Here is a 19,294-nt window from a genome sequence, read left to right as displayed (position 1 = left end):
CATCCGGGCAGGATGGCGACCGCCACCCCCGCAGCCACCGCCGTACCCGTGCGCGCCCACCGATCCGACCCCGACCCCGACTCCGAGACCAGCGGCACCAGCCTCGGTCGGAGGGCTCCCTCCGGCCGCCCGAGGCCGACCGAGCGAGAAGGACGACATGCCCGACCAGGTGATGACCCCCCGACAGATCGCCGACGACTACGTGGCCCGGGTCGCCGCACACGATCCCGTCACGTCCACGGCCCTGGGCCTGGCACCCGGCGACGACACGATGCCCGACCTGTCGCCGGACGGCATCGAGGAGCAGGTCCGCCTCGCGCGGCAGGCGCTGGCCCGACTCGACGCCCTGCCCGCGGCCGGGCCCGGCGGGGACCCGGCGGAGCACGCCTGCGCCCGGCTGCTGCGCGAGCGGCTGGAGGCCGAGCTGCGGGCGCACGACGCCGGCGAACACCTGCGGACCGTGGCCAACCTGCACACGCCGGTGCATCAGCTCCGGAACATCTTCACGATGATGCCCACCGCCGCCGGCGAGGACTGGGCCCCGGTGCTGGGACGGCTGCGGAACCTGCCCGCCGCGCTGGACGGCCACCGGTCCACCCTGACCGAGGGCGTCGCGCGCGGACTGCTCGCCGCGCCCCGGCAGGCCGACGTCCTCGGCGCGCAGCTCACCGCGTGGACCGGGGAGACGGCCGGCGGCCCCGGCTGGTTCGCCGACTTCGTCGCCCCCGCGCCGCAGCGGCTGCGCCCCGACCTCGACGCGGCCGCGAAGGACGCGACCGCCGCCGTCGCCGCGTTCCGGGACTGGCTCCGCGACACCTACCGGCCCGCCGCGCAGGGCACGCCGGACGCCGTCGGCCGCGAGCGCTACCTGCTCGGCGCCCGCCGGTACACCGGCGCCGACCTCGACCTGGACGAGGCCTACGGCTGGGCGTGGGAGGAGTTCCACCGGGTCTGGGCCGAGCTGCGCACGGAGGCCGGACGCGTGCTCCCGGGCGCCACCGTCGGGCAGGCCCGCGCCCACCTCGACGAGCACGGGCACACCGTGCAGGGCGCCGAGCGGATGCGCGCCTGGCTGCAAGGGATCACCGACGAGGCGATCGAGGCGCTGGACGGGCGCCACTTCGACATCACCGGCCCGCTGCGCCGGGTCGAGACCCGGATCGCTCCGGCCGGCGGCGCGGCCGCGCCGTACTACAACGGGCCGAGCCTGGACTTCGCCCGCCCGGGCCGGACCTTCCTGCCGCCGGCCAACGGCGACGCCGAGGAACGGTTCCGCACCTGGCGGCTGGTCAGCACCTGGTACCACGAGGGCGTCCCCGGCCACCACCTGCAGCTCGCCTCATGGACGGCGGCGGCAGGGCAGCTGTCCCGCTACCAGGTCACCCTCGGCAAGATCAGCGCCAACGTGGAGGGCTGGGCCCTGTACGCGGAACGCCTGATGGACGAGCTCGGCTTCCTCACCGATCCCGCACGCCGCCTCGGCTACCTCGGCAAGCAGATGATGCGCATCGTCCGCGTCGTCATCGACATCGGCATGCACTTGGAGAGCGTCATCCCGGCCCACTCCCCGTTCCACCCGGGCGAGCGCTGGACCCCGGAGCTGGGCGGCGCCTTCATGGAGGAGTACGCCGGGCTGATGCCGGCCGTCCTGGACAGCGAGATCGTCCGCTACCTCGGCCGCCCGGGCCAGGCCATCGGCTACAAGCTCGGCGAGCGCGCCTGGCTGGCCGGTCGCGAGGCGGCCCGCCGCAGGGCGGGCGACGACTTCGACCTCAAGCGCTGGCACATGAAGGCGTTGCGCCAGGGCTCGCTGGGCCTGGACGACCTGGAGGCGGCCCTGACGGTCCTGTGACCGCACGTCGACCGGGGCGCAGGAACCCGGCCGACGGGCGGGCGGCCGTGGCCGGGTAGATTCCGGCCATGGCTGACGACTGGCGGACGGATCGGATCGGGAGCGCCCTGCGGGGGGAGAACCCCACGGTGCTGCGGCGGCTGACCGCGGGGTTCGCCGTGATCGGCGACGTGCAGTTCCTGCCGGGCTACTCGGTGCTCCTGGCCGACGATCCCCGGGTGGAACGACTCTCGGACCTGCCCAGGGACGGACGGCTGGCCTTCCTCTCCGACATGGACCGGCTCGGTGAGGCGGTCGAACGGGCGTCCCGCCGCCTGGACCCGGCGTTCCGGCGGGTCAACCTGGAGATCCTCGGCAACACGGACGGCTTCCTGCACGCGCACGTCTGGCCGCGGTTCGATTGGGAGCCGGCCGGCCTGGTGGGCAGGCCGGTGTGGCTCTACCCCCGGGACCGGTGGTCCGACCGGCGGTTCGCCCTCGGCCCGCGGCACGACGTCCTACGCGCGGCGATCGGGGAGGAACTGGACCTCCTGCGCCCGGCGTGACCCGACGGACGGCGTGACCCGGCGGCCGGTGTGACCCCGCGCCCGGTGTGACCCGACGGCCGGGCGCGTGCGGCCGAGCCGTAGGCTGCCCGTCATGGCGCGATTCGACGAGGTCACGGCGACGTTCTGGGGTGCCGGTGAGCACGGCGTCCACGAGCCCCTGACGGACGAGGCGGTGCGGGAAGCGGAGCGTCTGCTCGGTGTGACCCTGCCCCCGGCCCTGCTCGACCTCCTGCGGATCCGCAACGGCGGCATCGTGGCCGACGAGCACGACGCGTTCCCCACCGGCCGGCCGACCTCGTGGAGCGAGGACCACGTTCCCTTCGACGTCCTGCTGGGCATCGGCCGGAGCGAGCGGACGATGTCGCTGCTGGACACCCCCTACCTGATCGAGGAATGGGCGCTGCCGTCGCCGCTCGTCCTCCTCTCGGGCGACGGTCACCACTGGATCGGTCTCGACTACCGGGATTGCGGCCCGGACGGCGATCCGTCGGTCACCTGGTTCGACACCGAGCTCGGCACCGAACTCGAACTGGCCGCGGACTTCAGGACGTTCGTCGAGCAGCTCACCGCAGCCGAATCCTTCGACCTCGACCCCGACCCCGACCTCGACCCGTCGCCCGTCACGCGTCCTGGGACAGGATGACCGCGCTGTACTTCCCCACCCCGACCGTGCCCGTGCACGGCTGCCCGTCCCTCGGCCCGGGGCGGGTGCGGACGTCGTGGCTGGGCGCGTTCCCGAACGTCGAGTCGTAGGCCTGAGCGTCGCTGTTGAACCGCACGTGCCAGGTCCCTTCGCGGGGGAACCCGAGGTCGTACGCGGGGTACGCGTGGTTGCCGAAGTTGAGGACGACGACGGTGCTGTCCTCGGGGTGCTCCGTCGGGTAGCGGCGGAAGGCGATCACCTTGTCGGTGTCGTTGCGGTGATAGGTCTCCACCCCCGTGCCCCGCAGGCCGGCGGTGGTGTTCCCGCGGTTGCGTCGCAGCTCGATGAGGTCCCGGTAGAGCTGCGTGATCCCCGCGTGGCGCTCCCGCTTGGTGGCCCAGTCGAGTCGAGCGCGGTCGTCGAAAGCGGTGTCCTCCAGGTACTCCTGCCCCTGGAAGATCATGGGGATGCCCGGTGCGGTCAGCACCGCCGCGGCGCCGAGGGTCGAGCGCTTCTTGGCGAACCAACTCCTGGGGCTCTCCGGGCAGATCGCCTCGGGCAGGCGGCGGCGTTCGTGCGTGCGGGCGACGTCGTCGTGCGACTCGGTGTAGATCACCCGGGCGAACGTGCGGCCGCCGATCCGGTGCCCGACCGCCTCGCAGACCCGACGCATGTCGCGGTCCTCGTCCCGGGCGGGGGTGAGCGCGTCCCGCAGGGCGTTGACGAAGCCGGCGTCCCACTGGGAGTCGAACCCCGCCCCTACGGGTGCGGCGGTGGTGAGCGCGGGTTCGTCCTGCAGGTCCTCCGCGATGCGGATCCTCCCGGGCAGGGCGGTTCCGATCGCGCCGTTGACCTCGCGCATGAGGCGCCAGCCGTCGGGTATCCCGTCGCCCAGCCCGCCGCCCGCCTCGTTGCCGACGCCGACGCTGCGGATGAACGCGGTGCCGTCCCACCGCAGGCCGTCCATGCGGTACTCCCGCAGCCAGTGCAGTGCGCTGTCCGTCAGGTACCGGCAGACCTCGGGCCTGCCGTAGTCCGGGCGCGGACCCCACCCGGTATCGCGGCGTTCGTCGTTGTAGAAGTAGATCCCGTCGCCGTCGTTCTCGTACCAGCCGTCGAAGCGGCGCAGCCCGGCATCGAGGTCGTTCGGCCCGAAGTGGTTGTACACGACGTCGCACAGCACCGCCAGGCCGAGCCCGTGGGCCTTCCGGACCAGGGTCCTCAGCTCGTCCGGGGTGCCGTAGTCGCCGGCCACCGCGAAGGCCGAGACCGGGTTGTAGCCCCAGGACCTCTCCCCGGCGTACTCGGTGACCGGCATCAGCTCGATGGCCGTCACCCCGAGCCCGGCCAGCACGTCGAGCCGCTCGGTCAGCCCGGACAGCCGACCGGGCGGGCCGTCGGCGCCGCTGAAGGTGCCGACGTGCAGCTCGTAGATGACGAGGTCGTCCAGTGCCGGGGTCTGCCACTCCTGCTCGCCCCAGTCGAAGGCGGCGGCCTCGATCACCGCGTTGCCGACCGAACCGGTCAGCCGGCGCGCGTACGGGTCGATCTTCCACAGCTCGCGGTTCTTCCGCAGCTCGGCGTCGCTGGCGGTGACCAGGTACTTGTACTCGTCCCCCGGGGCGGCCTCGTCCAGCCGGACCGCCCAGTTGCCGTGACCCTCGGTGGCCATCGGGTGCGGCGTGGCCCAGCCGTCGAACGACCCCAGGACGCTCACCGCAGCGGCGTTCGGGGCCCAGACCCGGAACTCCGTGCCGTCGGGCCCGGGGACCGCCCCCATCGGAGGGACCTCTTCCTCTTCCTTCTTCCGGCCCTCCGCCCCTTGCGGCGTGCCGTCCGGTGTGCGCGGAGCCCCCGGCGTACGCAAGGCCACCGGCGTACGCAGAGCCTCCGGCGTGTTCCGGGCGAAGTCCACGTCCTCGTGGTCCGGTTCGTCGTACCAGCCCGACCTCATGGCGTAATCCACGATGTCTTCCCAGTCCTCCGCCCGGCCGAAGTCCTTGCCGGCGATCGTCACGTCCCCTTGCCGGCTCACCTCGATCTTGGGGGTCCAGTTCCGGTACAGCTCAAGGTACTTGCTTCCCATGGCGGTGAGGACCACGTACGTCGACAGCGGGAACTGCGTGACCGGGTCCGATTCGAATCTCTCCTTCATCCCCACCAGGCCGGGGGACTCGGGCTTCGGCTTCACGTATCCCAGATGATGCAGCCGCTCCAACTCCTGGTACATCGACGGCCGGTACTGGACCTTTCCGTCCTGGTTCCCGGCCACCAGCTTCCGTAGGTGGCTGCGCTCGTACCGGGTGACCAGACTGAGCATGGCCAACTGGAGCGACTGGACCTCGTCTTCGAGCTTCTTGATGTGCTGCCACTTGGCCTTGAAGGGTCCGAACGAGAGCTCCTCCAGTGTTCCCGGGCTCGCCAGGGCCAGCAGGGCGAGGACCAGCGCCCCGAACACCGCGATGATCGCGGCGGTCACGTTCTGCGTGTGGCTCACGGCGCTGTCGACGAAGACGTCGACGAGCATCGCGAAGATCGCCACCGCGAAGACGACCGTCAACGTCCGGAGCCAGAAGACGGGTGACTTCTTCCGGAGCCGGGTAATGAGCGATTTCAAACGGCCCGACATCGCAGGCACCGCCTCTCCCGGTCGTTTCCGACAGCGAAGAGCCCTGCTCGGCCGGGCAGCACCTCCAAGATCCAGTATCCCCCCGCCCGCCACCCGATTCCACCCCCCCCCGAGGTCGAACGCGCAGCGTGACGCGGTGCCGGTCACGTCGGGTCACGCACCCCGTGGGGCGCCGGGCGCCGCGAGGGCGGTCGGTTCAGCGCCGGGCGGGCGGGCGGTTCAGGAGGGGGTGGTGGCGGTCGTGGTGGGGGTGCAGAACTCGGCCTCCAGTTCGGCGGTGAAGACGCCGATCGGCCAGGCCCACGTGCCGTTGGCCCAGTCGCCGTTGACCTCCGTGGAGAGGACGTGCCGGCCGTCGCGGGTGCCGAAGGTGTAGGACCAGGATCCGTCGATCGCGCCGCCCATGCCCCACACCGTGCCGCAGGAGAGGTCGAGGGAGGCGATGCCCAGGCCGTAGCGGGTGTTCGGGATCCACCCGCCGCGCGGGTCGAGGGTGGTGAGCATCTCCTGCTGCTGGGCGGGCGGCAGGAGTCGGCCCTGCAGCAGGGCGCGGAAGAAGGTGGCGAGGTCGCCGTTGGTGGAGATCATGTCGCCGGAGCCGAAGCCCAGGGAGGGGTTCTGCTCGGTCACGTCGTAGAAGGGGGTGGTGTCGCCGGGCACCATCAGCTTGGAGTAGGCGCGGCCGTGCGGGCCGTGGATGCGCGGGTCGTCACCGGTCGGTTCGTAGGTGCTCTTCAGGTGCAGCGGCGTGGTGATCCGCTGGGCGATCTGCTGCGCCGTGCTGCTGCCGGTGACCCGCTCCACGATCATCCCGGCGAGCACGTAGTTGGTGTCGGAGTACTCCCAGCCCGTTCCCGGGGCGAAGGTCGGCTCGTAGGCGAGGGCGATCTCCACCAGTTGACGCGGGGTGAAGCTGTCGAACCGGTGCTGCAGGAACGGGACGCCGACGAAGTCGTCCGCCGCGAGCTTGGTCCGGGCGAAGTTGTGGATGCCGCTGGTGTGGTCGAGCAGCTGGCGGATCGTGATCCGCGAGCCTTCGTAGCCGTTGCCGTCGACCAGGCCGGGCAGCCAGTGCTCGACGCTGTCGTCCAGGCTGAGCCGGTGTTCGGCCTCCAGCTGGAGGAGGACGGTGGCGACGAAGGTCTTGGTGGTGCTGCCGATCCGGAAGCGGTCCTGCGGCGCGAGCTTGCGGCCGGTGTCCAGGTCGGCGGTGCCGGCCTGCCCGAACCACGTCGAGTCGCCGTCCCGGACCTCGGCCATGGCCCCCGGCAGGCCGGCCTCGGAGACCGCGCGGTCGAGTACCGACTGGACGCCGGCGTGCCGGCGGTCGTGGTCGCGGTCGGGTGTGCGGTCGGCGGCGCCCGCCGCCGGAGCGGCGGCCAGCAGGGCGCCGGTGAGCAGGGCGGTGACGGCGGTGCGGACGGTGGTCTTCACGGTGACTCCTCCTGGGGCAATCCGGTTTCGCGATTCGTGAAGAGACTAGGCATCAGTTCGCGGATTCATCAATGCCGATGATGCTCAACTGGCATGTATGGGCAGGTCAATGACGGTCAATCCTTGCAATGAGCCTGCGGGCGAATGCAATGGGTATGCCCTGTCTGCTGCAATGGGATCGACGGTGACGGCATACTCGACCGCGACGAGAGGAGCATCCATGCCGGGTGCCAGGCTGACCCAGGAAGACCGCCGCCGGATCGCCGCAGGGCTCACCGCGGGGCTCGGCTACGGAGAGATCGCCCGGGAGCTCGCGCGCCCCACGTCGACGGTCACCCGGGAGATCGCCCGCAACGGCGGCCCCTCCGGCTACCGCGCCGACAACGCCCAGCGCGCCACCCTGCGGCGCTCCCGGCGGAGCAAGGCCGGGCCGGCCCGGACGCCCGGCGGCGGCGTGAGCGCGGCGCACGGGCGCGATCCGGCGGCGGTGGGGGAGTTCGCGGCGCAGTTCGCCGAGCTGCTGGTGCACACCGGCCTGCCGCGCATGGTGGCCCGGGTGCTGACCTGCCTCTACGTCACCGACAGCGGCAGCCTGACCGCGGCCGAACTGGTGCAGCGGCTCGGGGTGAGCCCGGCGTCGGTCTCCAAGGCGATCGGCTACCTGGCCGGCCAGGAGCTGGTGCGGCGCGAGCAGGACGAGGACGGCCGCCGCGAGCGGTACGTCATCGACGACGACGTCTGGTACCGGGCGCTGCTGGCGAGCGCCCAACGCAACGCGATGATCGCCGAGTTCACCCGCGGCGGGGCCGACCTGCTCGGCGCGGCCACGCCGGCCGGGGCCAGGCTGGGCACGGCGGCCGCCTTCCTGGAGGACACCGGGGCGGAGATCGTCCGCGCCGTGCAGCGGCGTCGGCGGAACGAGGACGCGGCGCGGTCCGCGGCAGCGCACCGGAGCACGCCGGGGTGACCGGCCGCCGCCCGGTGCCGGTGGCTCAGTGCGCGGCCTCGGCGGACCGGCGGCGGAACTGGCTGGGCGTGCAGCCGTGGTGGGCGCGGAAGCGGCGGCTGAGGTGGGGGTGGTCGGTGAACCCGGCCGCGGCGGCGATGTCGGCGAGCGGCAGGTCGGTGCGGCGCAGCAGGTGCCCGGCGGTGTCCAGGCGGACGGCGGTCAGTTCGGCCTGGAAGGTGGTTCCGGCGGTGCGCAGGGCGCGTTGGAGGGTGCGCGCGGACAGGCCGAGGCCGGTGGCGGTGTCGCCGACCCGCCAGGGGGCGGCCGGGTCGAGGGCGATCCGGCGGCGGACCTCGCCGAGCAGCCGCCGCCCGGCCGGGTGGGGTGCCGTCGGGGCCGTCGCGGTGTCCGTCCAGCGCAGCCGCCAGGCGGCGATCGGGGCGGGCGCGTCGGTCGGGTGGACGGCGGACGGCGGCAGGGTGCGGCCGTCGCCGGTGAGCAGGACCGCGTCCACGTCCTGGGCGGTGACGGTGGCGACGGCGGTCAGGTGGAGGGCGCAGACGAAGAGCGTCTCGGCGGGCAGCGGCCGGTGGCCGAGGTGGCCGAGGTGGCGCACGGTCAGCTCGCCGGGGCGCAGGTCGGCCCGGGTGGTGTGGCCGATGTACAGCCAGGGCTCGGCGAGCCGGGACCGGGTGAGCAGGTCGGCCACGTCCTCGGCGGCGACGAGGGAGCGCAGCAGCGGGTCCCGCGGTCGGGCGAACAGCCGGCGGGCGGCGGCCAGGACGGTCGGCCAGCCGAGGCGGTGGAGGTGGGCGAGCAGCTCGCGGTGCAGCTGCTCGGGCACGGGGGCGCCGTCGGCGAGGTGGCGCTCGGCGAGCCGGGCGGCGGGCGCGGGGGGCGTGGCGCCCGCGGTGACGGCCCACAGCACCGCGGCGGTGAGTTCGGGGTGCACGGTCCGGCCGGAGGGCCGGGACGGGGGAGGCGCCATGGCGCGATCGTACAAGTGCGGGGTGCGGTGCCGGGCCATCGTGGCGGGCATGAACGTGAGTGGAAAGCGCATCCTGATCACCGGCGGCACCAGCGGGGTCGGGGACGCCCTGGCCCGCGCCCTGGTCGACGCCGGCGCGCGGGTGGTCACCTGCGGCCGCCGCAGCGACCCCGGCGTGCCCGAAGTCCCGGACACCGCAAACGGTTTCACCGTTCCGCCGCAGCCCGCGCGGCAGGCGGTGGTCGCCGACCTGGCGGTGCCCGGGGAGGCCGCCCGGGTGGTCCGGCTCGCCGCCGGGCAGCTCGGCGGGCTGGACGTGGTGGTCGCCAACGCCGGTGTCCAGCACCTGGATTCGCTCACCGGCGGGCCGAGCCCCGAACTGCTGGACCGGGTCGGGCAGGAGATCGCCGTCAACTTCCGCTCGGTGGTCGAGCTGGCGGCCGCGAGCTGGCCGCACCTCGCGGCGGCGGGCGGCCCGGCGTCCTTCGTCGCCGTGACCTCGGGCCTGGCGTACGCGCCCAAGCGCTCCGCACCCGTCTACTGCGCGACCAAGGCCGCCGTGCACACCCTGGTGCAGTCGCTGCGCTACCAGGCGCAGGCCGACACGCCGTCCGTCCGGGTGCAGGAGGTGGTGCTGCCGCTGGTCGACACGGCGATGACGGCGGACCGGGAGGGTGCGGTCCGCAAGCTGTCGGCCGCCGAGGCCGCCGCCGCGATCGCCCGGGGCATCGAACGCGGCCGCCCCCTCGTCCCGATCGGCGCCTCCCGGGCCCTGCTGGCCCTGCTCCGCGTGCACCCGCCGATCGCCCACCGCATCCTCCGCGACGGCTGACGGCCGACGGCCGACGGCTGACAGGTGACGGCGGACGGACGGGGACCGGGCGCGGCGGGCCTCGGATCGAGTACGGATCCTCCCCGGTGGTGCCGTAGCATCCGGACTGCAGATCGCACGCTTGTTCACGGGGGAGTACCGCAGTTGTCCAAGAGTTCGACGGCCGTTCCGTCCGGTGCGGCCGTACGGGGGGCCGGTGCGGCCGTGCTGATGGTGGCGGGCGCACTGGTGCTCGGATCGTGCTCGCTCGTCGGCGGGTCGGACGCGCCGAGCAAGCCGGTGCGCGTGGAGTCCCGGGAGGAGGCGCGGACCCGGGCGGAGCGCATCGAGGACCACGTGCGGACGCTGACGGGCCTTGAGCGGAATCCGTGGGGCGGCATGTCCGGCTTCTTCAAGTGCCCGGGCCGGGGGATCAGCGTCGCCGACGAGGGCGAGCCGTACCAGCTCGGCTCGGCGATCCAACTGGAGGCCGCGGACGAGCAGCGTCCCGAGGTGGTCCGGGCACTGCGCGAGAAGCTCGCGGGCGAAGGCTTCAAGATCGCCTCCAAGGGGTCCGACGCGGACACCTGGGACTTCAAGGCCTCCCAGGAGTCCGAGCACTACACCATCACCGTGGGCGCGGTGAAGCCCGGCCAGGGCGTGAGCGTCATGGTCACCCTGCCCTGCCAGGCCCCGCCCACCGGCGTGGCGTCGCCCGCGCCGACGCCCACCACCTGACGGCGACGCCCACCACCTGACGCCGACGCCCACCGTCCGACGGCGGCGCGGGCCCGCGTCAGTCGCGCAGGACGCTCACGCCGCCGAGCAGGCCCCAGGCGGCGACGTGGACGGTCGGGCCGCCGGGGCGGCTCGGGCCGTCGTCGCTGACCCCGCCGAGGCGGATGCCGCCGACCACCACCCGAACCTCCGGGCGGACCCGCAGCTTCACCCCGCCGATCAGGCTGAGCTTGGTGATCCGCACCTCGGCGCCGTCCGGGATGTCCACGTCGGTCAGGTCGATGTCGGCGCCGCCGATGAGCGAGGCGGTCACGGTGCGGCTGTGGATCTCGTGTCCTGCAAGGCGGTTGCCGCCGAAGATGCTGATCCGGACGTCGGTCTTGTCGCTGTCCGGGGTCCCCGAGTTCGTCATGCCGACCACCGTAGGGCCCGGCCGTGACCATCCGTCAACCGCCCCCGGTCCGGCGACGGCCGGGCCGGGGGAGCCGTTCCGGGCCGGGTGGGCCGGGCCGCCCGGCGTCCGGTGCCCGGACCTGCCCCCGTAAGCTTTCCGATCATGCTCTCCAGACGACTCGCCGGGGTACTCGTCGGCGCCCTGGTCCTCACCGCGGCCTGCACCGGCTCACCGGCCCCCGACCGGGCCGCCGGTTCGGCCGCCCCGAGCCCCGCCGCCTCGGGGTCCGCCACCCCGGTCCCCACCGCCGCCGGCTCCACCGCCTCCGCCGCCGCGACTCCCTCGCCGAGCGTCCCGGCGACGCAGGAACCCCCGCCCGACGCGAACCCCGCCTACACGGCCAGGGTGCAGGCCATCCGGCCGTACGACGTCCAGGCGAGCTGGTGGAGCTGGGCCGCCTCGATCGAGCAGGCCCGCAATCCGGTCCTCGACCGCGACGGCCACCTCTGCGGCCAAGGGCAGAAGGCCGACCTCTGGTTCCTCGCCGGCACCACGGGCGGAGCCGTCACGCGCTCCTGCACCGTGCCCGCCGACATGCCGATGATCTTCCCCGTGGTGAACCTGAGCGGCGGCCGCACCGACTGCCTGGACTTCATGGCCGCCGCCCAGGGCAGCGCCACCCTGGACGGGCGCGCCCTGCCCGTCGAGACGATCGAGCCGACCCTGATCGGGTTCGACACGGTCAAGGGCAACCCGTTCACCGCCGGCTCCGGGAAGGTCTACCGGTACGCCTGCGGCCTGTGGGTACGGCTGGAGCCGCTCGCCCCCGGCCGCCACGAACTCAGCGTGCGGGGAGCGGCGGGCGGTTTCGCCACCGCCGCCGACTACCACCTCCAGGTCGGCCGGTCCGCGCCCACCGGCGCCTCTTGAGCCCCGCGTCCACCGGTGCCCATTGAGCCCCGCGTCCACCGGTGCCTCCTGAGCTCCGCGTCCCCGGCGGCCCGGGGCGCGCCGCGCCGCCACCCCGCGCGCGGTGTCAGGCCTTCCGGCGGCGGCCGGCGTCCAGCCGGCACAGGTGGAGGATGCCCTGCGGATCGGCGGGGAACGCCGGGTCGAGCTTCCAGCCCTGGTCGGCGGCGATCCGCAGGACGGCTGCGGCGCCCGCGCCCCGGAAGTGCCGGGGCCCGACGCTGACCCGGCGCATGACCCGGCCCGCCCCGTCGAACCGGTAGGTGTCACGCCTGCGCTCGCGCGCCGACTCGGCCCGGAAGCGCTTCTCCAGGTACGTCCGCAGGTGACGCACGTACGCGTGCGGGCTGCGGCGGAGCTCCAGGAAACGCACCCGCGGCGCGAGGACGAGGGTGAGCAGTGGCACCACCACGCGGCACCGCATCGGACCCCACGGCGTGCCGGGCGCGGGCGGCGCCCCGTACGGATCGGGTACGCCGACGTGGACCGGGGGCGGCATGCGGCGGAAGAAGTGCAGCCGGCCCTGCACGGAACTGCTCTTCGTCCGGTCCACCGACCACCCGTGCCGCTCGGCGGACTCCTCGACCCGCGTGGGCGCCAGGCCGCGGTAGTGGTGGCGCCCCAGGCCCGTGACGGCCCGGCGCACACCGCTGGGCGGCAGCTCGGCCGGGTCCCAGCCGCTCTTCTTCTCCGCGCGGGCGAAACGGTCCTTCAGGAGCCCCTCGGTGAACGTCTCCCAGTCCTCGGGCCTGCCGTTCCACTCGACGCGCAGGCGGCGCCAGGAGATTCCGGACCGCGACAGTCCGATCAGCACGTCGGCCGGATCGGTGATCTCCGCACCGCCGCCGCCACCGGCGGGAGCCGTTCCGACCAGAAAGGCCACCCAGCCGATCACGAGCAGGAATCCCAGCGGAATGTAGAGGAACTGCAGGACGAACTGTGCCGCCAGGCCGGCCCGCGCCCGTCGCGGCGCCGCACTGCGTGCAGGAGCCGTCCACGGCTGGACCGGAACGTCGGTCCGGGACGACCCCGGTCCGTCCGAATCGCCGTACGGTGTGGTGGTAGGCATCGAATCCCCCCGGTGCTCTGGTGCCCGGACCGGCCATGCCCGGCCCGCGCGACGCCAACCATCCTGTTGCACAACCGAGTTACGGGCTAGGCGCGGCGTCGTTCCCCCGCCGTCACTCCGTTCACCCGCGTCGCCTCACGTGCCGACCGCGGGGAACGGGGCATAGTCGGAGAAACCGTTCCGGAGCGACGAGAAGACCCATCTCGGCACCATGGGTCATTCGCCCGACAAAACGCGTCGGCGGCAATCGGCGGCGCCATACGAAAGCTTTACGGGAATCCGGTAAGTCGATGGCTGGACCGGGGTCCGGATTCCGTGGCACCGTTCGAACGAGGAAGTTCAGCTCACAAAGGGGGACGTGAAATGAAACTCCGCACCCGGATCCGGGCCGGCATCACCGCGCTCGCCGTCGCAGCCGGCGGCCTGACGGTGGCCGTCGCCGGCCCGGCCGCCACCGCGCACGCCTGTGGACTGTCCCAGCTCGGCCCGACCCGCTACATCTGGAGCGGTGGCCACACCATGGGCACGTTCTACCTCGCGTGGGACTCGTGCACCTCGGGCGCCTACACCGAAGCCCACATCACCAACACCAACTGGACCAGGGCCAACGGCTTCATCGAGGTCCGGAACTCCTCCGGCGGCGGCTCCGAGTACGGCCCGGCGTCCCCGACGGTCGTGTGGGACGGGACGGCCTGGTGGGACTCGTTCCTCCCCGGACACAGCAAGCTGTCGATCTACTCCAACCCCTCCAGCGACCGCTACTACTACGGCATCGCCGAGTTCAGCGGCTGCTCCCGCGAGGGGCACACGCCGGAGTGGAACTTCTCGAACGGCTCCGTCGTCAACAGCGGCCAAGACATGCTGTGCTGACCGAGCCGCCGGGCACGTCAGGGCCCGTCGTCGAACCCCCGCCCGCGGGGGCCTTGACGGCGGGCCCTGACGCTGTCCGGTCGGTCGGGTGACCGTCGCCCGGCCCCGCACCGACGCTGTGTCACGGCCTCAGCTCACCGAGGCACCCGGCGCCAGCACCAGACCCGCTGCCGCGAGGAAGTCCCCGAGGCTGATGACACCGCCGTCGGTGCCGTCGTCCCACTCGACCAGGAGCCCCGAGAGGCCCGCGTTCCAGGACTCCGGCGTGTCGGCCTCATCGTCAGGCCCGGGGTGCCACTCGACGCTGCCCTCACCGTGCCGGTACCGGAGGTACAGGTACTGGCCGTCCGCCGTCCAGGCATCCCACTGCGACGGGCAGGCAGAACACGTCTGCACCACCCGAACCAGCTTCCGGCCCTCGTCCGTTTCCATCCGACGATGGTCGCGCAGCGGCCGAGCTCCGGCAATCGACTTACGGCCGCCGCCACCGGCGCCTTAGGAGAGCGAGGCGGCAGCCGGAACACGCCGTCGACGAGGCTGTGCACGCCCTTCTCGAAGGCGACTCGGACTGCCTGTGGCTGTACGACTCCTCGCCCCACCCCCGCCCGCCCGAACGGAAGGAACCCGCCCTGAGCATCCACCCGACAACGTTCAGCCCGACGGCCAATGGAATCCGCGGTGCTTCGAACTCGACTACGAAGTGGCCGCTACCGGGTCGTCCGGGGCCTGGGCGAGCAGATCGGTACCGTCGAGAAGCAATGGGGGCGTCTGGATGCCCAGGGACGCTGCGGGGGCCTGGGTGGGTGCAGCCGCCAGCCGACGGGGCTACCTCACCGCCGGGTCGCCGCGATCGAGCTGTCCGTCGCCGTCCTGCTCCCGTCACCGGAAGAAGAGGAGAAGTACCAGGTGGCTCCAGGCCCCGCCCCCGCCTGACCGGGGGGTGAGGCCCGAGACGCGAAGCACACTCGCCTCCGTGAGGAAGCGGGGGTGCGCCGGGTCGGTGAACTAGCGGACCATGTAGCGGTACACCGGGGCACCGTCCCACGCAGGTACCTTGTCTCCCAACTCGCGGTATCCAAGCGCTTCGTAGAGCTTCATCGCAGCCTGTGCGTCAGGGCGGACGGCAAGCGTGACCCGTTCCACCTCGACCCCGTCGAGTACAGCTGTGTGCAGCTCTCGGCCCAACCCCCGTCGACGGTGATCCGGAGCCACAGCAATCTCTCGGATCACGAACGTCCGGTGTCCGTCTTCGCGGGTGAAGCCCTCGTCCAGGCCGAGACCGCTCCACCAACGGCTGTCCGACTGAAGGAGGAGACCGAAGGCGAACCCGACCAGCGACGAACCAGAGCGTGCCAGCACCAGCCGAAAGCCCGGCATCGTCCGGAAAGCTTCGTAGCCCTCCAGAAACCCAGCGAGGTCGCGGGCGCCCTCGAAGTAGGGCGGCTCCGCGAACACCTCCTCGTACAGCGGGGCTATGTCGTCCAGCATGCGGGCAGCGGTATCCGGATCTGTGAAGGTCTCGAAGACGGGAGTCTGCACGGTTCTCCTTTAAACGATCAGGTGGGCGGTGCTCGCAGCGGCCAGGGAGGGGTTCAACACGTTCGCCCTGATGGAGCGACTGGTGAAGTCGGGCACCCCCTACGCGGAGCACGCCCGCGCCCTGCGCCGCGAACCCGTGACCGTGGCCGGAACGACGTTTGACTGGTTCGACGCCGCGCTCCCGCGCGAGATCGCCGACGAGATCAACCTGACAGCCTACGAGATCGTGGAGCACACCGACGAGCGGCGCGCGGCATTGATCCACGCCCTCGACCGCCTGTCGCTGGTTCACCCCGAAGGGTTCGACCGCGTGCGCGAATTCGTCAGGGGACTCCTGTGGGTCGGCCTCAAGCCCGATGTCCGAATCTCCTCGTTGACCAGCTCCAGCGACCCGGCGCTCCCGTACGTCATCGTGTTCTCCGACAAGGCGTCCCGCCACATCCCGCCGAACACTGTCAGCGAGCGGCCCTCCCCTCTGTTCCTGGCGGAGAACATCCTGCACGAGGGCACTCACCAGTCGATCAGCTTTCACGTCCTCCAGTACCAGGTCTTCGCCGACAGGTACTCCTCCAGGACCTCTCCCAAGATCGAGATCAGGTGGCGGGCCGGTCAGGGTGAGGACCGCAACCAGTACTGGGAGATCGACAGGGCCTTCCACGCTACCTGCGTGTACAACCAGCTGCTGCGTTTCCGCCGGACCGAAATGGCCCGCATCGACCTCACGCCCGACGAGCGCGCCTGCTTCCAGGGCTCCTACGACGAGGGGCTGCAGGCGGTCCGCTACCTCATGCGCGAACTCGAACTGATGCGCGAGCACTTCACCCCCACGGTGTGGAGCTGCTGGCCGGCCTGCGCCACCAGACCGACCAGCTGTAGTGCCAGGCTGAGCAGAACCGAACGACGGAGGGTCAAATGCTCGGGCACCTCATCACACAGGACGACAACCTTCGGATGGTCCCCACCGACCACCTTGAGCTGACCACCGCGGTCGGCCAACTCGGCGAGGAACTGCGGGCCCTGGCCGACGGGGCCGACCCCGCCCGTGCCCGGGTCCTGACCCGCTGGATCGGCATCGGCCAGTTGAGCCTGGGGAACTACGACGACGCCCGCACCTTCCTGCGGCAGTCGCTCGACCTGGCCGCGACCCTCGGCAACACCCACGCCGTCGTCGCCACCGGGCTCAACCTGGGCGACGCGCACCGATACGCCGGGGAAGTACAGGACGCGGACGCGCTCTACCGCAGCGCGCTGGGCACCGCGCGCCAGCAGCACCCGGAACTTGTGGACTACGCGCTCCAGCACACGGGCAAGGCGCTGATGGAGCGCGGCGACCTTGCAGGTGCCCAGGCCCACCTGCAAGAGGCGCTGCGCCTGCGGATCGCCAAGGAAGACGCCGAACTGGTCGAGTCCACGCAGGCCGCACTCGACCGGGTGGAGCTGCTGCTCGCCAAGACCGCCGCATCCCCGGCCCCGGCCCCGAGCGACTGGAGCAGCAGGTGGACCTCCTGGCTCCAGTCCCACACCACGACACGGACGCCGGCCCGATGGGCGGAGGACTTCACTGCCCTACGGGACGGCACGCGGGCACTCACCGCGCACCAGCGAGTGCACCCGCGCCACCTGCGCCACCTGCGGGATCAGTCGCTCCCCGCCACCCTGATCGCCGCCATGGCGGAGGAGGCCGAGAAGGCCGTCGCCACTGACGGATACCTCCACAACGGCAAGTGGAACGCGGCCGTCGGCGACGCCGCCAACCGCTTCGCCGAACAGGTGGACCTCGCCTCCGTCGTGGCACGGTCCACCGGACTGGCCGTCGAGCAACCGCACACCGCCGTCTACATCGTGTACACGGAGGAAGGGCAGTTCCTCGACTTCCACGTGGATGAGCTGGGCTTCGGCGAGGCGAACCTGATCCTGTGCCTGTGGCACGAGCGCCCCAGCGGGGCACCCCTGGTCAGCGCCACCGCCTTCATCAACGCTGACGGCTACCTCACATGCGAGCTCGCCCCGGGCGACTGCGTCGTCTTCGACGGAGCCCTCACGCCACACGGCCGGACGCCGCTCAGTGCCGGAGAGAGCGTCACCCTCATCAGCTTCGGCTTCCGTGCGCGGGATGAAGCGCTACGCGCACCCACGAACCTCCCCTCGGCCCCTCAGTAAACCGGAGTGCCCCATGGAACGCGCCGCCTTCGTCCTCGCCTGCTCGTCCACGCCGTGACCGGCGTCCGGTACTACAGCACGCCCCAACGCGGACCCCGAGTCGTAACCCACACCCTGTTCCGGTACCGGCTCCCGGGTCGGTACCGGAACAGCGGTCTCCTGTCACTACCGACAGGGGACCGGAATCCTCACTACCCGTCCGTCCGCTTGATCCACTCGTTGGGGCCCAGCGGGTAGTCGTAGCCCGGTCGGTTGACGTTGGCGCTGGTGCGGAAGGTGGTGCCGCCGTTGTCGATGCGGATGGTGCCGCGGCGGCTGCCGCTCGACCAGTCCAGGGTGAGGTCCCAGCGGACGTCGTGCGCCTTGGTGTGGCCGATGACGTAGAAGACCTCCGGGTCGGACTCGCTGACCTTGTACGGGAAGTTCCGCTGGCCGCCCTTGACGGTGACGGTGGGGCTGCCCCGGTCGAGGTCGATGTCGAAGGACTTGATGTCGACCTCGCCGCCGCAGCCTACGGCCATCGAGTAGTCGTTCCAGGCGAGCGGCGCACCCCTGGACACGACCCGCACGTGCAGCGCCTCCAGGACGACCGTGTCCGCCCCGGTGCCCTGGACGGTGAAGGCGATCTCCTGCTCGCCGGAGGACACCGCGCCGTAGGCGGCGGCCCAGCGCGGGGCGTCGCGCTCGGGGGCGGGCGGCCCGACCTGGGCGGGCGCGCTGTTGACGAGGAAGTGCTGGCTGCACGGGTTGTCGTAGACGTACGGCCGGGTGCCGACGGTGAGCGGCGGGGGTGCGTCGGCCGATGGGGTGGCACCGGGGGTGGCGGACCCGGGAGCCGCGGTCCCGGGCGGGGTGGCGGCTGCCGTGGCGGTGTCCGACGGGCTCGCCGTCCCGGCGGTGGAGGCAGCGGAGACGGCGGAGGGCGGCGGCCCCGGCAGCGCTGTCGTGCCCGTGGCCGTCGCGCCCGACGCGGTGGCGCCGGCCGCTTGCCGGCCGCCCGAGTCGTCGCCGCCCCAGCCGCCGGGACGCACGAAGACCACCACGGCGGCCAGCAGCGCGACGGCCGCGGCGGAGGCGATCAGCACGTTGCGGCGGCGCCGCGGCGATCCGGGCGGCGTCACCACCTCGACGACCGGTTCAGCGCCCGCTTCCCCGGCCGCCGGGGAGGCGGGCGGCGCTGGAGCCGGAGCCGGAGTCCGAGCCGGATCGGGCTTGGGTTCCGGCGCCGGCGCCGAAGGCTGCGCCGGCACCTGGGCCGGCGCCGGCTCCGCGGCCCGCTCCGTCCGCCGCCCCCGTACCGCGTCCGCCAGGATCCAGCTCCGGTGCAGTTCCACCAGCTCTTCCGGCGTCGCCCGGCACAGCCGTGCGAAGCGCTCCGCCGCCATGTACTCGTTGGGCAACGCCGTGCCGCTGCAGTAGCGGTGCAGCGTCGACGTGCTCATGTGCAGGCGCTTGGCCAGCGTCCCGTAGCTCAGGCCCGAGCGGTCCTTGAGTTCCCGCAGCAGCCGCGCGAACTCCTCCGCCTCCCCGGCCCCCGTGTCCTGTGACACCTGTCCCCTCCGATCCCCCGGCGTCCCGGTCCGGCGTTCCAGGCCCGTTCCGCCCCCGCTGGTCAGAGCCCCATCAGCCGTTCCACCCTACCCATCGTGCCGTCAGCTCTGGTCGCCGGGACGGACCGTCACGCACGCTTCGGTCGTAGAG

General features: G+C 72.5%; 18 protein-coding genes. 10 read left to right on the top strand and 8 right to left on the bottom strand.

Annotation, left to right across the window (positions count from 1 at the left end):
• Positions 1-157 precede the first annotated feature (157 nt).
• The 3 genes from ABT048_RS08950 (at position 158) to ABT048_RS08940 (ending at position 3,043) form a co-directional block, all read left to right on the top strand.
• Positions 158-1,852, top strand: coding sequence for a DUF885 domain-containing protein (locus tag ABT048_RS08950; protein ID WP_350520645.1), 1,695 nt, complete (start codon positions 158-160; stop codon positions 1,850-1,852).
• A gap of 68 nt (positions 1,853-1,920) precedes the next feature.
• The gene (locus tag ABT048_RS08945; protein ID WP_350520644.1) at positions 1,921-2,397 is read left to right on the top strand and encodes an HIT family protein; all 477 of its coding nucleotides are present in this window, start codon (positions 1,921-1,923) and stop codon (positions 2,395-2,397) included.
• Between the two features lie 94 nt (positions 2,398-2,491).
• Entirely contained in the window at positions 2,492-3,043 is a 552-nt protein-coding gene (locus ABT048_RS08940) for an SMI1/KNR4 family protein (protein WP_350520643.1), read from the top strand.
• On the opposite strand, the gene ABT048_RS08935 is transcribed toward ABT048_RS08940, so the two are convergent.
• Positions 3,021-5,603, bottom strand: coding sequence for an alpha-amylase family glycosyl hydrolase (locus tag ABT048_RS08935; protein ID WP_350520642.1), 2,583 nt, complete (start codon positions 5,601-5,603; stop codon positions 3,021-3,023). The two genes, ABT048_RS08940 and ABT048_RS08935, sit on opposite strands and share 23 nt — an antisense overlap.
• Before the next feature lie 288 nt (positions 5,604-5,891).
• Entirely contained in the window at positions 5,892-7,106 is a 1,215-nt protein-coding gene (locus ABT048_RS08930) for a serine hydrolase domain-containing protein (protein ID WP_350520641.1), read from the bottom strand.
• Positions 7,107-7,326: 220 nt separating this feature from the next.
• On the opposite strand from ABT048_RS08930, the gene ABT048_RS08925 reads away from it, so the two are divergent.
• Complete coding sequence (locus ABT048_RS08925; protein WP_350520640.1) at positions 7,327-8,073, top strand: GbsR/MarR family transcriptional regulator; 747 nt, start codon at positions 7,327-7,329, stop codon at positions 8,071-8,073.
• A gap of 25 nt (positions 8,074-8,098) precedes the next feature.
• Here ABT048_RS08925 and ABT048_RS08920 read toward each other — a convergent pair whose 3' ends face one another.
• Positions 8,099-9,043 (bottom strand): helix-turn-helix transcriptional regulator, encoded by a 945-nt coding sequence (locus ABT048_RS08920; RefSeq protein ID WP_350520639.1) that lies wholly within the window; start codon positions 9,041-9,043, stop codon positions 8,099-8,101.
• 49 nt (positions 9,044-9,092) lie between these two features.
• Here ABT048_RS08920 and ABT048_RS08915 point away from each other — a divergent pair, with 49 nt between their 5' ends.
• Both ABT048_RS08915 and ABT048_RS08910 read left to right on the top strand, forming a co-directional pair.
• Positions 9,093-9,875, top strand: coding sequence for an SDR family NAD(P)-dependent oxidoreductase (locus tag ABT048_RS08915; protein ID WP_350520638.1), 783 nt, complete (start codon positions 9,093-9,095; stop codon positions 9,873-9,875).
• A gap of 144 nt (positions 9,876-10,019) precedes the next feature.
• Positions 10,020-10,592, top strand: coding sequence for a hypothetical protein (locus ABT048_RS08910; protein WP_350520637.1), 573 nt, complete (start codon positions 10,020-10,022; stop codon positions 10,590-10,592).
• Positions 10,593-10,650: 58 nt separating this feature from the next.
• On the opposite strand, the gene ABT048_RS08905 is transcribed toward ABT048_RS08910, so the two are convergent.
• Positions 10,651-11,004: a hypothetical protein gene (locus ABT048_RS08905; protein ID WP_350520636.1), complete on the bottom strand. Its 354-nt coding sequence runs from the start codon at positions 11,002-11,004 to the stop codon at positions 10,651-10,653.
• A 144-nt stretch (positions 11,005-11,148) separates the two neighbouring features.
• Between ABT048_RS08905 and ABT048_RS08900 the strand changes: the two genes are divergently transcribed.
• On the top strand, positions 11,149-11,916 hold the full coding sequence (locus ABT048_RS08900; protein ID WP_350520635.1) for a hypothetical protein: 768 nt from the start codon (positions 11,149-11,151) through the stop codon (positions 11,914-11,916).
• A gap of 106 nt (positions 11,917-12,022) precedes the next feature.
• On the opposite strand, the gene ABT048_RS08895 is transcribed toward ABT048_RS08900, so the two are convergent.
• The gene (locus tag ABT048_RS08895) at positions 12,023-13,024 is read right to left on the bottom strand and encodes a hypothetical protein (RefSeq protein ID WP_350520634.1); all 1,002 of its coding nucleotides are present in this window, start codon (positions 13,022-13,024) and stop codon (positions 12,023-12,025) included.
• Between the two features lie 363 nt (positions 13,025-13,387).
• Between ABT048_RS08895 and ABT048_RS08890 the strand changes: the two genes are divergently transcribed.
• The gene (locus ABT048_RS08890) at positions 13,388-13,894 is read left to right on the top strand and encodes a hypothetical protein (protein WP_350520633.1); all 507 of its coding nucleotides are present in this window, start codon (positions 13,388-13,390) and stop codon (positions 13,892-13,894) included.
• 129 nt (positions 13,895-14,023) lie between these two features.
• Here the strand turns inward: ABT048_RS08890 and ABT048_RS08885 are convergent, their stop codons facing one another.
• Both ABT048_RS08885 and ABT048_RS08880 read right to left on the bottom strand, forming a co-directional pair.
• Positions 14,024-14,326: a hypothetical protein gene (locus ABT048_RS08885; RefSeq protein WP_350520632.1), complete on the bottom strand. Its 303-nt coding sequence runs from the start codon at positions 14,324-14,326 to the stop codon at positions 14,024-14,026.
• A gap of 573 nt (positions 14,327-14,899) precedes the next feature.
• Positions 14,900-15,433, bottom strand: coding sequence for a GNAT family N-acetyltransferase (locus tag ABT048_RS08880; RefSeq protein ID WP_350520631.1), 534 nt, complete (start codon positions 15,431-15,433; stop codon positions 14,900-14,902).
• 70 nt (positions 15,434-15,503) lie between these two features.
• Between ABT048_RS08880 and ABT048_RS08875 the strand changes: the two genes are divergently transcribed.
• Together ABT048_RS08875 and ABT048_RS08870 are read left to right on the top strand one after the other, a co-directional pair.
• A complete protein-coding gene (locus tag ABT048_RS08875; RefSeq protein WP_350520630.1) occupies positions 15,504-16,412 on the top strand; it encodes a hypothetical protein in 909 nt (302 codons plus the stop codon).
• Positions 16,385-17,593 carry a tetratricopeptide repeat protein gene (locus ABT048_RS08870; RefSeq protein WP_350520629.1) on the top strand — a complete coding sequence of 403 codons (1,209 nt, stop codon included), beginning with the start codon at positions 16,385-16,387 and terminating at the stop codon, positions 17,591-17,593. Before ABT048_RS08875 ends, ABT048_RS08870 begins: the two co-directional genes overlap by 28 nt.
• 191 nt (positions 17,594-17,784) lie before the next feature.
• Here the strand turns inward: ABT048_RS08870 and ABT048_RS08865 are convergent, their stop codons facing one another.
• Positions 17,785-19,143: a helix-turn-helix domain-containing protein gene (locus ABT048_RS08865; protein ID WP_350520628.1), complete on the bottom strand. Its 1,359-nt coding sequence runs from the start codon at positions 19,141-19,143 to the stop codon at positions 17,785-17,787.
• Between the last annotated feature and the right edge of the window lie 151 nt (positions 19,144-19,294).

The sequence above is a fragment of the Kitasatospora sp. NPDC096140 genome (genome assembly GCF_040303045.1).
GTDB lineage: Bacteria > Actinomycetota > Actinomycetes > Streptomycetales > Streptomycetaceae > Kitasatospora.
This window is presented reverse-complemented; position numbering and strand designations above follow the sequence as displayed.

Excerpts from the sequence above, each read along its gene's own strand:
- ABT048_RS08890 (WP_350520633.1), top strand. The coding sequence starts at position 13,388 with ATGAAACTCCGCACCCGGATCCGGGCCGGCATCACCGCGCTCGCCGTC.
- ABT048_RS08900 (WP_350520635.1), top strand. The coding sequence starts at position 11,149 with ATGCTCTCCAGACGACTCGCCGGGGTACTCGTCGGCGCCCTGGTCCTC.
- ABT048_RS08950 (WP_350520645.1), top strand. The coding sequence starts at position 158 with ATGCCCGACCAGGTGATGACCCCCCGACAGATCGCCGACGACTACGTG.
- ABT048_RS08940 (WP_350520643.1), top strand. The coding sequence starts at position 2,492 with ATGGCGCGATTCGACGAGGTCACGGCGACGTTCTGGGGTGCCGGTGAG.
- ABT048_RS08895 (WP_350520634.1), bottom strand. The coding sequence starts at position 13,024 with ATGCCTACCACCACACCGTACGGCGATTCGGACGGACCGGGGTCGTCC.
- ABT048_RS08925 (WP_350520640.1), top strand. The coding sequence starts at position 7,327 with ATGCCGGGTGCCAGGCTGACCCAGGAAGACCGCCGCCGGATCGCCGCA.
- ABT048_RS08945 (WP_350520644.1), top strand. The coding sequence starts at position 1,921 with ATGGCTGACGACTGGCGGACGGATCGGATCGGGAGCGCCCTGCGGGGG.
- ABT048_RS08885 (WP_350520632.1), bottom strand. The coding sequence starts at position 14,326 with ATGGAAACGGACGAGGGCCGGAAGCTGGTTCGGGTGGTGCAGACGTGT.
- ABT048_RS08920 (WP_350520639.1), bottom strand. The coding sequence starts at position 9,043 with ATGGCGCCTCCCCCGTCCCGGCCCTCCGGCCGGACCGTGCACCCCGAA.
- ABT048_RS08875 (WP_350520630.1), top strand. The coding sequence starts at position 15,504 with ATGGAGCGACTGGTGAAGTCGGGCACCCCCTACGCGGAGCACGCCCGC.
- ABT048_RS08905 (WP_350520636.1), bottom strand. The coding sequence starts at position 11,004 with ATGACGAACTCGGGGACCCCGGACAGCGACAAGACCGACGTCCGGATC.
- ABT048_RS08870 (WP_350520629.1), top strand. The coding sequence starts at position 16,385 with ATGGTCCCCACCGACCACCTTGAGCTGACCACCGCGGTCGGCCAACTC.
- ABT048_RS08915 (WP_350520638.1), top strand. The coding sequence starts at position 9,093 with ATGAACGTGAGTGGAAAGCGCATCCTGATCACCGGCGGCACCAGCGGG.